The 12,923-nt window shown below is 37.3% G+C and carries 12 protein-coding genes; 7 read left to right on the top strand and 5 right to left on the bottom strand.

Features of this window, described 5'->3' with window-relative positions; translation table 11 throughout:
• Positions 1–150 precede the first annotated feature (150 nt).
• The 5 genes from CVT17_RS05210 to CVT17_RS05190 all read left to right on the top strand — a co-directional run bounded on the left by CVT17_RS05210 (position 151) and on the right by CVT17_RS05190 (position 5,202).
• Positions 151–912 (top strand): TSUP family transporter, encoded by a 762-nt coding sequence (locus tag CVT17_RS05210; protein ID WP_103582860.1) that lies wholly within the window; start codon positions 151–153, stop codon positions 910–912.
• 65 nt (positions 913–977) lie between these two features.
• A complete protein-coding gene (locus tag CVT17_RS05205) occupies positions 978–1,661 on the top strand; it encodes a F0F1 ATP synthase subunit A (RefSeq protein ID WP_103628838.1) in 684 nt (227 codons plus the stop codon).
• 164 nt (positions 1,662–1,825) lie between these two features.
• Complete coding sequence (gene gatB / locus CVT17_RS05200; RefSeq protein WP_107858727.1) at positions 1,826–3,247, top strand: Asp-tRNA(Asn)/Glu-tRNA(Gln) amidotransferase subunit GatB; 1,422 nt, start codon at positions 1,826–1,828, stop codon at positions 3,245–3,247.
• A gap of 12 nt (positions 3,248–3,259) precedes the next feature.
• Entirely contained in the window at positions 3,260–4,150 is an 891-nt protein-coding gene (locus tag CVT17_RS05195) for an NAD(P)H-dependent glycerol-3-phosphate dehydrogenase (protein WP_107858728.1), read from the top strand.
• Positions 4,147–5,202, top strand: coding sequence for a glycoside hydrolase family 3 N-terminal domain-containing protein (locus CVT17_RS05190; RefSeq protein WP_107792937.1), 1,056 nt, complete (start codon positions 4,147–4,149; stop codon positions 5,200–5,202). Before CVT17_RS05195 ends, CVT17_RS05190 begins: the two co-directional genes overlap by 4 nt.
• A 79-nt stretch (positions 5,203–5,281) precedes the next feature.
• Here the strand turns inward: CVT17_RS05190 and CVT17_RS05185 are convergent, their stop codons facing one another.
• The 5 genes from CVT17_RS05185 to rarD (CVT17_RS05165) are packed head-to-tail and all read right to left on the bottom strand — an operon-like array spanning position 5,282 to position 10,456.
• Positions 5,282–6,478, bottom strand: coding sequence for an McrC family protein (locus tag CVT17_RS05185; RefSeq protein WP_107858729.1), 1,197 nt, complete (start codon positions 6,476–6,478; stop codon positions 5,282–5,284).
• On the bottom strand, positions 6,475–8,214 hold the full coding sequence (locus CVT17_RS05180; protein WP_230853274.1) for an McrB family protein: 1,740 nt from the start codon (positions 8,212–8,214) through the stop codon (positions 6,475–6,477). The genes CVT17_RS05185 and CVT17_RS05180 overlap by 4 nt, the downstream gene beginning before the upstream one ends.
• Before the next feature lie 38 nt (positions 8,215–8,252).
• Positions 8,253–8,705 (bottom strand): aryl-sulfate sulfotransferase, encoded by a 453-nt coding sequence (locus CVT17_RS05175; protein ID WP_107858730.1) that lies wholly within the window; start codon positions 8,703–8,705, stop codon positions 8,253–8,255.
• Positions 8,698–9,552: an EamA family transporter RarD gene (gene rarD, locus CVT17_RS05170; protein WP_269059515.1), complete on the bottom strand. Its 855-nt coding sequence runs from the start codon at positions 9,550–9,552 to the stop codon at positions 8,698–8,700. Before rarD (CVT17_RS05170) ends, CVT17_RS05175 begins: the two co-directional genes overlap by 8 nt.
• Positions 9,553–9,568: 16 nt before the next feature.
• Entirely contained in the window at positions 9,569–10,456 is an 888-nt protein-coding gene (gene rarD / locus CVT17_RS05165; protein ID WP_107858732.1) for an EamA family transporter RarD, read from the bottom strand.
• Positions 10,457–10,600: 144 nt separating this feature from the next.
• Here rarD (CVT17_RS05165) and CVT17_RS05160 point away from each other — a divergent pair, with 144 nt between their 5' ends.
• Positions 10,601–11,941, top strand: coding sequence for a class II 3-deoxy-7-phosphoheptulonate synthase (locus tag CVT17_RS05160; RefSeq protein WP_107858733.1), 1,341 nt, complete (start codon positions 10,601–10,603; stop codon positions 11,939–11,941).
• Positions 11,942–11,965: 24 nt separating this feature from the next.
• Entirely contained in the window at positions 11,966–12,922 is a 957-nt protein-coding gene (locus CVT17_RS05155) for an NAD(P)/FAD-dependent oxidoreductase (RefSeq protein ID WP_107770309.1), read from the top strand.
• Position 12,923: the final 1 nt, after the last annotated feature.

Raw genomic sequence — 12,923 nt, 5'->3', positions numbered from 1 at the left:
TTTAATAAACGAGTCTTTGAGCTAGATCCAAAGGCTCGTTAAAATTTATAAATTTTAAAAATCTCTCATTTCAAATATAAAAATTTTACAAAAAGATAAGTACAAATAAATTACAATCTGCTTTTATTTCAATTATCAAAAGAGCAAAAAATGGAATTTGATCTACTTAGCTATGTCGTTTTTTTTGTAGCTGCGTTTTTAGGTGGTTTTATCGATTCTATCGCTGGTGGAGGTGGGCTTATAACGCTTCCAGCTATTATGGCGATGGGTGTGCCACCACACCTTGCACTTGGTACAAATAAGCTTCAAGGTGTCTTTGGTAGCTTTACAGCGACTCTAAATTTCACAAAACGGGGATTGATTAATTATAAAGAGTGTTTTGTAGGTATCGTCTTTACTTTTATTGGAGCTATCATCGGAGCGGTGGTTATCTTATTTTTAAATACAAATTTTTTAAAGATAATTATCCCATTTTTACTGATTGCTATTTTTATATATACGCTTTTTATGCCAAAAGTCGGCGAAAATGATAGAGCTGCAAAGATGAATGAAAAGCTATTTTATGTATTTTTTGGGCTAATACTTGGCTTTTATGATGGTTTTTTTGGCCCAGGAACAGGCTCTTTTTGGACATTTGCGATAGTGGCACTAATTGGGCTAAATTTAAAAAAAGCTGTCGCTCATACGAAACTCTTAAATTTTACTAGCAATATCGTTGCTCTTGGCATTTTTATAGCTGGCGGACAGATGCTTTGGGCTGTTGGACTTTTGATGGCAGTTGGTCAAATCTTAGGCGCATATTTTGGATCAAATTTAGTCATCAAAAAAGAGGTAAAATTTATTAGAACAATGTTTCTAGTGGTAGTTGCAGTGACTATTTGTAAATTGATTTTCGATTATTTCAGAGTTTAAAATTAAAAATGTTTTAACAATAATTTTGTTACAATCACGCAAAATTCTAAATCCAAGGTAAATTAATGAAAGATTTGTTTTTGTTTTCAAATTTTCTAAACAACTCCCACGCCTTTATCTATGCATTTCACTTTCTACTTGTAGCTTTGATTGTTATCATAGTTGCTTATATAGCAAGGAGTAAGATGCAGCTTGTACCAAGAGGTCTTCAAAATATAGTTGAAGCTTATTTAGAGGGCGTTATATCGATGGGAAGAGATACTTTAGGCAGTGAAAAACTAGCTAGGAAATATCTTCCACTTGTTGCAACTATCGGTTTTATCGTATTTTTTTCAAATGTTGTAGGTATTATTCCTGGATTTGAGTCACCAACATCAAGTCTAAATTTAACTCTAGTTTTGGCTTTAGTTGTATTTGTTTATTACAACTTTGAGGGCATTAGAGAAAATGGATTTTTCAAATACTTTGGACACTTTATGGGACCGAATAAATTTCTAGCTCCTATTATGTTTCCAGTTGAAGTCATCTCGCATCTTTCACGTGTAGTTTCGCTATCTTTCCGTCTTTTTGGTAACATCAAGGGCGATGACTTGTTCTTACTTGCGATGCTTACACTTGCACCATGGTTTGCTCCACTTCCAGCCTTTGCACTTCTAACACTTATGGCTGTTTTGCAAACATTTATCTTCATGATGCTAACTTACGTTTATCTAGCTGGTGCAGTCGCTATTAGCGAGCACGAGCATTAAAATTTAAAGCCATATTTTTATATGGCTTTTCTCTTTTTAAATTTATTCTCCAAAAACCTTTTTAACCTATATAAATAGATCGCTAAAGCTCCCCTTTAGATATTTTAAAAGAAAGTATCGCTAAAATACGCACTAAAAATTTGCATAAATTTAAAGGTAAAAATATGTTTGAAGTCGTTATCGGTTTAGAAGTTCATACTCAGCTTAATACAAAAACTAAAATTTTCTGCTCTTGCTCAACTAGCTTCGGTGACGAGGCAAATACTCACGTTTGCCCAACCTGCCTAGCACTTCCTGGAGCGCTACCTGTGCTAAACAAAGAAGCTGTCAAAAAAGCGATCAGCTTTGGTACGGCGATAAACGCTAAGATAAATAAAAAATCAGTCTTTAATAGAAAAAACTACTTCTACCCAGACCTTCCAAAGGCATATCAAATTTCACAGTTTGAGATTCCTATCGTAGAAGGTGGCGAGCTAATAATCGACGTAAATGGTACTAAAAAACGCATCGGCGTAACAAGAGCACACCTTGAAGAGGACGCTGGAAAGAACATCCATGAAGAAACCGAGAGTTTGGTTGATCTAAACAGAGCCGGCACGCCACTTCTTGAGATAGTTAGTGAGCCAGACCTTAGAAGCAGTGATGAGGCGGTGGCTTATCTTAAAAAATTGCACTCAATCCTTCGCTTTTTAAATATCAGTGATGCAAATATGCAAGAGGGAAGCTTCCGCTGCGACGCAAACGTCTCTATCCGTCCAAAAGGTGATACCAAGCTTTATACAAGAGTTGAGATAAAAAACCTAAATTCATTTAAATTTATCCAAAAAGCGATCGACTACGAAGTAGAGCGCCAAAGTGCAGCTTGGGAAGATGGCAAATATGACGAAGAGGTCTATCAAGAGACAAGGCTGTTTGACACGACAAATTTAGTGACAAGATCAATGCGTGGAAAAGAGGATAGTGCAGAGTATAGGTATTTTCCTGACCCTGACTTGCTGCCTGTTGAAGTGTCAGAGCAGATGTATAATGAAGCGATAAAAATTCCAGAGCTTGCCGAGCAAAAGGTCGCAAGATATGTTAGTGAGCTAGGCGTAAAAGAGAGCGATGCGCTAAATTTAACTCAAAGCGTTGAGATGGCTAGATATTTTGAGGAGTTGATCGCTGCTGGAATTCAGCCAAAACTAGCTACTACATGGCTTATAGTTGAGCTTCTTGGTCGCTTAAATAACGGCGTAACGATCGAGACAAGCCCCGTTAATAGTGCTAAAATGATAAATTTACTAAAACGTATAGAAGATGGCACGATAAGCGGCAAGGCTGCAAAAGAGGTGCTAGACTACATAATGGAAAATGATGCGGACGTCGATAGTGTCATAGAAAAGCTTGGCTTAAAACAAGTGAGCGACGACTCAGCGATTATTGCGATCATAGATCAAATTTTAGCTGCAAACGCCGACAAAGTAGAAGAATATAAAAATGGTAAAGACAAGATGTTTGGCTTCTTTGTTGGTCAGGTGATGAAAGAGGGCAAGGGTGCCTTTAACCCAGGCAAGGTCAATGAGCTTTTAAAGGCCAAAATAGGCTAAAAAAGGGCTAAAATGAGCATAGCAGTCATCGGAGCTGGCAAGTGGGGCAGTGCACTATTTCACGCATTTAGTGAAAATAACGAGTGTGTCATCAGCTCAAGAACGCCAAGAGAGATGCCAAATTTTGTAAGCTTGGATGAAGCTTTGGAGTGCGAATACCTAGTCTGCACAATCCCAACGCAAGCTACAAATTTATGGCTAAAGCAAAACTACAAAAACAAAGGTCAAAAGATCTTAGTCGCCAGCAAGGGCATAGATACGGCAAATCTTAAATTTCTAAATGAAATTTATGAAGACTTTGTTGATAGAGAAAATTTGGCCTTTCTTTCAGGGCCGACCTTTGCAAAAGAGATCATGCAAAAGCTGCCTTGCGCCTTGGTGGTAAATTCTAAAAACCAAAATTTAGCTTCAAAATTTGCCTCATTTTTCCCAAGCTACATGAAAGCCTACACTTCTGATGATGTGATCGGCGCTGAGGTGTGTGGGGCGTATAAAAACGTGATCGCCATAGCTGGTGGCATCTGTGACGGACTTGGTCTTGGCAACAATGCAAGGGCAAGCCTCATTTCACGTGGGCTTGTAGAGATGGCTAGATTTGGTAAATTTTTTGGCGCAAAAGATGAGACATTTATGGGGCTAAGCGGTGCAGGGGATCTATTTCTAACCGCCTCATCGATACTTTCACGCAATTACCGCGTAGGCCTTGGCATCGCAAGGCACGAGAGACTAGAGAAAATTTTAAATGAGCTTGGCGAGGTGGCAGAGGGTGTGGATACTGCAAGGGCTATTAGCAAGATCGCTAAAGAGAGAGGTATATATGTCCCAATTGCTAGTGAGGTTGAAAATATGCTAAATGGCAAAGATGTTTTTAAGAGCGTAAAATCGCTTTTGGGAAGAAGATGAAAGCATTAAAATTTATATTTTTTGTGGCCATTTTTGCTTTGGGGCTTAATGGCGCAGAAGTGAGCCTAAGAGCCAAAGTCTCGCAGATGATAATGGTTGGCTTTAATGGAGCTAGTACAAAAGACGCTGCGTTTCGCGCTATGCTAAGCGACGCTGGATATGAGAGATTTGGCGGTGTGATGCTACTTGGCAGAAACGTCACCAACAAAGCCCAGCTAAAAGCTAGCATAAAAGCAATCAAAGAAAAAAGTCCTAAAATTTTTATAGCTATAGACGAAGAGGGTGGAAATGTGAGCCGAATGAAAGATAAGAGCTTTGACGACCCATATCCTAGCGCATACGAGGTCGCAAGTACGCTTGACATCAAAAGTGCATATGATCTCTACTCAAAAATGGCTATAAATTTAAAAGAGTGCGGCATAAATTTAAATTTCGCTCCAGTGGTCGATCTGCACGATGAAAACTCGCCGATCATTGCTGCTAAGCAAAGGGCGTTTAGTGAGTATGCAAGCAAGGTGGTCATCTATGCTGATGCTTTTATGGACGCATTTAAAGAGCAGGGTGTGATAACTACGATCAAGCACTTTCCAGGGCATGGCAGCTCAAAAGAGGACTCACATAAAAATAAGAGCGAGGTAACGCTAAGCAAAGATGCTCTACTGCCATACAAAGACGCCATAAGCACAGGTAGAGCGCAGATTATTATGGTCGGACACCTTTTTGTAAAAGGCATCGACGAGGACAATCCAGCCACACTTTCTAAAAAAATAATAACCGATCTTTTGCGAAATGAGCTTAAATTTAATGGCGTAGTCATTAGCGATGATATGCTGATGAAAGGCGTTGGCGACGAAGCTTTGGCTCAAAAAGTGGTGAAATTTATAAATGCTGGTGGCGATATCTTACTTTTTAGCGAGTTCAAGATAAATAACCAAAGGACAGCCGATCTAGTCACTCAGATCATAATTGACGCGGTAAATGAGAAAAAGATCAGCAAAGAGCGAATCGACGCTTCATACAAGAGGATAATGGCTCTAAAGGCGAAGCTTTAATGGTCACCCTAATGAGTTGCAATCCACTTTATAAAGAAATAGAAAATTAGTGGAATTTTAAGAGACTTTAAAAAGTACTTTAGACTAGTAAATTTCTAACAATCTCGTCTTTTTCTAAATCAAAGTATAAAACATTAAGCCACATATTGTTTTCATATTTAAATTTCATAGCTTTTTGGTCAACGCCACTTATTCTTGGGTATACGAGATAAAGCCTGCCGCACTCGTATTTCTTACCATAAGCGTAGAGTTGATATAGGTCGGCTTGTGAGATATCATCTCTTGACTTTACGATCTTCCACTTTGCGTCAGCTATAAATTTATCTTTTAAGAATATATCTGGCTTTAACCAAAAGTCTCTTTTTGGCTCTTCAATAAGATATTTTCCTCGATGCTGCAATATAGTATATGGAAGCTTTTTCTTTATAAAATTTCCGACATAGCTTTCAAAAAGCGTATTCATATCAAACAGCAAAGCAAAAGCCACATCGCTACCTCTATACGGACTAAACGACTTGTTTTGTAAAAATATCTTACTCCATAAAAGCGCTTGCTCATAGTGTTTTGTTTGGCGATTTAGTTTTAAGCGGCTAAAGTCTGCGTTTATATCAGAGCTAGATGAAATTTCATCAAAAATAAATAAATATTCCCTAATAAGCCGTTGATTTTTGCTTGATTTTGAGTGCCTGTATAAAAACTCGAGCGTACTTTTTATGAGGCGATTTTCGGCTCTATCTATGGAAAATTCCTGATAGCAAACGTAAAATCTCTCTTTATGGACGATGTTTTTACGTATTTGCTCCGAGATTTTCAGCTTTCCTTTTAAAAATTTTAGATTATCTTCTAGCTCTACATAGTCGCTTTTTATGCCTATTTTTACGAGTTTTGATACTTCATCTAAGAACATCGATATAAAAATTTCAAGAAGCGGCAAATTTAGGCTTTTTAAATTTGCTATGTTTATATTTTTAAATGGATGGTTTTTTAAAGTTTTTAACATTCTTAGTAAAATTCTTTTAGAATTTTCTACCGCTTCTTTATTGCCGCCATTGTCATTATCATGGATTTTTGGAAGTATCTCAAGACTATCGCCACTTTTTGTCTGGATGATACCGACATAGTTTTGAGCTTGTAAAAAATCGCTCTTTTTGTCTCTACCGGGCTTTAAAAACTCTACTGCGGCAAAATTTTCTCTAGTAAATGCATCTACGGCTTTAAATAGGTCTTTGTCGTCTTCCGGGCGAAATTTTTCAAACTCTATTAAGTATTTGGTCATTGCTCTTGCGTTTTGTTTTGTTCGTAAATTTTTATATAACTTTGAGGGTTGTTGAAAGTTTCTTGATCGCTTATCTCATATAGTACTTTATCGTCTATATCGTCGATTTTTGGTCCAAATAATTCTTTTGTAGCCATATTTTTCTTGATTTTAACAAACTGAAGATCTTTGTTTTTCTGATTATCTCCTAGCACTAGCCTTATCTTTTCCCAATCGTCATAAAAATACTCTTGCAGTAGCGGTAAAATTTTGTTTTTAAAGACATTTGCAAGCGTTTCCATATCTGACACATTTATAAAATAAGCATGTCCTATCGTGTGGTCTCTGTCGTAAAGATACTCTATGCGTTCGTTTATCGTTTTTAGCATTTGTCCGATATCTATGCCAGCAACTTCTTTTAGATTATTGTATTCTGGCATCATCTCCACAAATTCAAACCTTCTTCTAAGTGCCGTATCCATAAGGGCTATGCTGCGATCCGCCGTATTCATCGTGCCTATTATGTATAAATTTGACGGCACTCCAAATTTTTCTTTTGAGTATGGTAGCTCCACCATTATCTCATCAGTCGCTCCGAGCCTTTTTGACGGCTCTATAAGAGTTATGAGCTCCCCAAAAATTTTAGAGATATTCCCACGGTTGATCTCATCGATAAAGATGGCATATTTTGGTGTGTTTTCATTAAAAAACTTTTGTCGCTCATTTTTTGGCAAATCGCAAAAATCACTAAGCTTGCCCTTGTAATTACTAAGAAGCAAGGCATTTTCGCAGCACTGATAAAAAATTCCTTTTGATATCTCATAAGTTATATCGCCATCTTCGTTTTCGCTATCAAATAGAGGCTTTATGCCCTCAACAAATTCCTCATATCCATAGCTTTGGTGAAATGTTATAAATTTAAAATTTTCTTTAGTGTAGCTTGTTCCTACCTTTTGCTCTTTTATCTCTTTGTATTTTTCGTAAAGCTCTATGGCTTCAGGGCACTCATCATTAAGTAGCTTTATATCTACACACCATTCATTTTTCTCGTTTTTCTCAAATATAAAAGGTGAGCCTTTTCTTTTTACATTTACATATTTGCAATCCATTTTTGTATGAACCAGCAAGTCTGTTGATATTGTCTGGTTTGGTTTTTTTGAATTCGATTTTATTGATTTTAATTTAAATAAAATGTGATTTACTATGCCGTTGTTTAACCTAAGCCAACCGCCATTAGTGTTTGACATAGCCGCATCATACAAGATAGCTGCTGCTACTTGAGACCAAGTGTAGGTTTCTATTTTTAACATTTCATATAGTGCATCAGTATCATTGCTCGATTTTACATCGAGATTTTGAGTAAATTTATTCATGATTTTTGAAAGTTTATATGTCTTTCCAGTTCCTGGAGGGCCATATAAAATTTGATTTAGTGAAAAATTTGCTTTTCTTTCTTGTTGTTGGTTATTTGTTATTGGCATTGTGTCTCCTTTGCCACTTTTAAATTCTATATAATAATTTACTGCACGCATATATTTATTAAAAGTTTGTTCGTCTCTACCTGTTTTTATAAATTCTTTTTCTAAGTATTTTTTATCTGCATTGTGATAATCAGAAAATGAATAAATTTTATTATCTTTTAAAAAATTAATGGAGCTTCTTAGATAGGACTGATAGGATTCAGTAGAGCTCTTTATCATTTTTTTATTCTCATCACAATAAATCTTAAAACCGTCGTAGTCTATATCTTCAAACATGCTTATTCCCTTAAATATAAAATTTATTTGAGTTGATATCACAACCCATCAAATTCTCTCTTTAGTTCCTCTCTTAACTCCTCTGCTCTATCTTCGCCGTTTTTGAAATTTATCTTTATAAAGCCATCTAGCTCGTCCAAGATCGCAAAGAGTTCGCTCTCCCAGCTTAAGTTTTCTTGCTTTGATAAAGTTTCTAATTTTTCTCTTATTTGCTCTAGAGCATCTAACGCTTTATCTTTATCAGACTCACTATTTAGCGCATCTTCAAATAAAATATCTTGCCTTAAGGCGTTTATTTTTTTAAATATTACGTTGCAAAATTTTGGATATTTCTCAGCATTGCTTAAATTTTCTAAAACCTCCTGTGCGGCCTTTTGATAAGCTGGAACCGCTCCCTCTTCGTCGAGCTTTCTGGTTAGTTTTTGTATCTGAAAATATAAAATAAGCGCTGCAAAAAACGCAAGTAGCAAATAAATCGTCACGCTATTCATTTTTACTCCTTTTTCTAAATTTATCTATGCTAATTATCGCAAGTGCCAGCCAGATCATACAAAACGAGATGACCTTATAGCCGTCTAAATTTTCGCCGTAAATGAAGACCGCACAAAGGATCGCGATGGTCGGCGAGATGTATTGCAAGTAGCCAATCGTTGTTAAATTTATCCTTGTTGCGGCTGCGTTAAATGCGACAAGTGGCACGATGGTTACGATACTTGAAGCGATCATTAAAAGTGAGTCTTCATTTAGTCCAAAGTGGCTTTTATCTAAAAATGCTATGTAAAGGACGTAAGCAAGTGCAAATGGGAACATAAAAAATGTCTCTATAAAAAGCCCGTTAAATGCGCTAATCTTTGCCATCTTTCTAACTGCTGCGTAAAATCCAAATGAAAGTGGCAAGATAATGGAAACTAATGGCAATCCACCTTGGGCATAAATTTGTACACTAATGGCTAAAACGACTATACAAATGGCTAAAATTCCGCTTTTATTTAGCCTTTCTTTAAAGATGATAACACCAAGAAGCATACTTATTAGTGGATTTATAAAATAGCCCAGGCTTGTGTCCAAAATTTTGCCATTGCTAACTGCATATACATAAACGCCCCAGTTTGTGGTGATAAATATACCACTCAAAAATAAGGTTTTTAGCGAACGAATATCTTTAAGTAAAGTAAAAATTTCGCCCATTTTGCCACTAAAATAAAGCACTCCAGCCATTAAGAAAAATGACCAAATGACTCTGTGGGCTAAAATTTCATAAGCATCGATATCTTTGCTAAAGAGGTTGAAATAAACCGCCAAAAACCCCCACATAAAAAAGGCGCTAAGCGCGAGAATAACGCCTTTTTGGCTCTCATTTAGTCTTGGTATTTTTGTCGCCTTTTATAGAATTTATACTATCTATCATCAAAAGTGTGACAGAGATGGCTAGGCAGATCATTAAAAAGTATGAGCTTTTCTCCAGTCTCTCGCCGATGGCAAATGAGACAAAAAGCATCATTATAGGCTCAAAATATGTAAGCAAACCTAGTACATTTATCGGCACGAGCGTGCTTGAGAGGATCTGGGCGATGAGGGCTATGCCGCTGATAGCACCAAGCAAGATGAGCAGATAGTAGATGTTTGGATTTTGGCTCATTACGTAGTCCATATCGGCTGTGAGCGCAAAATAAAATGAGAATAAAAACATAAAAATTATCTCGATAACAAAGCTTGAGAAATTTGCAAGGTTGTAGTACTTTCTAATGGCAAAATAGACTGGATAAAGGCAAAAAACTACAGCGCTCTCCCACGAGATGCCACCGCTTATGACCGCTGTGCTAAAGACGCCAATGGCAGCGAAAAATATCGATGCTAACTTTATTTTTGAGAGGTGCTCTTTGAAAAATATCCGTCCAAAAAGGACCATGACTATTGGCATGATGAGGTAGCCTATCGAGACTTTTAGCGCTGCGCCGTTACTTGGAGCCCAGAGATAGAGCCACATCTGAAATGAGACAATGAGCGAGGTAGCAAGCAAAACTAGTAAAATTTTAGGTTTTAGCTTTATTTTTAGAAGTAAAAATTTGAAATTTCGCTGCTGTTTTAACAAAAAAATGGCGGCGATGACAAAAGGCATGGCAAAGATCATGCGGTATCCAATAAGAGCTTGCGTGCTGATGGGGTTCATGAGCACTGACATGTAGTAGATGCAGTTAAACAAAACAGATGCCAAAAGCGAATAAAATATGCCTTTTATCATGAAAAAATTCTGCTCCTTTTTGGGTAAATTTAAAGTAGCGATTGTAGGCAAAATATCTTTAATAGCCCATTAATGGCTTTTATTTTTTAAGTTTGCCGTGATATAATCAGCGTCTAATTTAAGGCAAAAAAGATAGGAAAATAAATGACTTGGAACCGCGATAGCTGGAGAGAATTTAATATCTTGCAACAACCAAAATACCCAGATTTAAAAGAGCTTAAAGAGGTCGAAGAAAAATTAAAATCGCTTCCTCCTTTGGTCTTTGCTGGCGAGGCTAGAAGTTTAAAAGAAGAACTTGCAAAAGTTTGTAATGGCGAGGCATTTTTGCTTCAAGGTGGCGACTGCGCTGAGAGCTTTACAAATTTTAATGCAAACAACATCAGAGATATGTTTAAGGTTTTACTTCAAATGGCGATAGTTTTAACCTTTGCTGGTGGCTATCCAGTGGTCAAAGTGGGCCGCGTGGCAGGGCAGTTTGCAAAGCCTAGAAGTAGCGATTTTGAAGAGGTAAATGGCATTAAGCTTCCAAGCTATAGAGGCGACATCATAAATGGCTTTGAATTTGACGAAAAGGCAAGAGTGCCTGATCCAAAACGCATGATAGAGGCATATTATCAAAGCGCATCTACGATGAACTTACTTAGAGCCTTTTCAAGAGGTGGTTTGGCCGACCTTCATCAAGTGCATAAGTGGAATTTAGGCTTTGTTAAAAAGCCAGAGATCGGCGAGAAATACGCAAAACTAGCTGATGAATTAACAAAGACGCTTTCATTTATGGCAGCTTGTGGCATCACTTCAGCAAATACGCCAGTCATAAATCAAACCGCGGTTTATACATCTCACGAGGCACTTTTGCTACCTTATGAGGAGGCATTGACTAGGGTTGATAGTCTTAGCGGTGAGTGGTACGACTGCTCGGCTCATATGCTTTGGATAGGCGAAAGAACGCGTGGTATAAATGACGCTCACGTACATTTTTTAAGTGGTGTGAAAAATCCTATCGGCGTAAAGATCGGACCAAGTGCAAAGGCTGAAGATGTCGTCGCACTTGCAAATAAACTAAATCCAGAAAATGAAGCTGGCAGACTAAATGTGATAATCAGAATGGGTGCAGATAAAATCGGTGAAAATTTACCAAAAATTTTAAGAGAGTTAAAACGCGAGGGGCTAAATATCGTTTATAGTATCGATCCGATGCATGGCAACACTGTTAAGGCCTCAAATAACTACAAAACTCGTGAATTTAGTAAAATTTTAAGCGAGGTTAGAAGCTTTTTTGAAATTCATAAAGCTGAGGGCACAAGAGCAGGTGGCGTGCATCTTGAGATGACTGGTAAAGATGTGACAGAGTGTACCGGCGGCGCGCTAAACATCACTGAAAGCTCGCTAAAAGAGAGATATGAGACGCAGTGCGATCCAAGACTAAATGCTGATCAGGCACTTGAGCTTGCTTTTTTGATGGCTGATCTGGTTAAAAAAGCTTAAAATTTATAAAATTTGGAGAAAAAGATGGTGAATGTTTATGATCTAATTGTTGTTGGTGGCGGACCCTGTGGAATTGCTAGCGTAGTTGAGGCAAAAAGAAATGGCTTAAACAACGTTTTGCTTCTTGAAAAAGGCGATAATCACAGCCAAACGATAAGAAAATTTTATAAAGATAATAAACGCGTAGATAAAGAGTATAAAGGGCAAGATAGCACGATACATGGTGTAGTTTCATTTGAGGATGGCACGAAAGAGAGCACGCTTGATTATTTTGACAAGCTGCTTGATACTGAAAAGATTGAAGCTTTTTTTAACTCTGAAGTAGAGAGTGTAAAAAAAGATGGAGAAATTTTTAAAGTAACTACCTCAAAAGCCGTCTATGAAGCTAAAAATGTAATGATATCAATTGGCAAAATGGGACGACCAAATAAGCCTGATTATAAAATCCCACCTTCACTAAACGCGGTTGTAAATTTTAACCTTGATAGCTGCACAAACGGCGAAAAGGTGCTTGTTGTAGGTGGCGGAAACTCAGCGGTTGAGTATGCGATCGAGCTTTGCCAATACAATAAAACCACAATCGCTTATAGAAAAGATAATTTTAGCCGCGTAAATGAGACAAATTTAAGCGCACTTTGGGAGCTAGAAAAGCACGGCAAGATAAAAGTTAGGCTAAATCACGATATAAAAGAGATAGATAACGAATCAGGCAAAGTTAGAGTGCATTATGAAAATGGCAAAATTCGCGTTTATGACAGAGTTGTCTATGCAATAGGTGGCTCAAGTCCGGTTGATTTTTTACAAAAATGTCAGATAAAAATTGATGAAAAAGGCACTCCAATAGTTGATAGTAGCTACCAAAGTAGCGTGCCAGGACTTTATGTGGGCGGTGATATCGTGCTAAAAAATGGCGGCTCAATAGTCGTTGCTCTAAATCACGCTCATCACGTCATAAAAGACATTTTAAAGGGCAAGGCATAAG

Source organism: Campylobacter concisus, from assembly GCF_003048775.2.
In the GTDB taxonomy this organism is placed as follows: Bacteria; Campylobacterota; Campylobacteria; order Campylobacterales; family Campylobacteraceae; genus Campylobacter_A; species Campylobacter_A concisus_I.
This window is presented reverse-complemented; position numbering and strand designations above follow the sequence as displayed.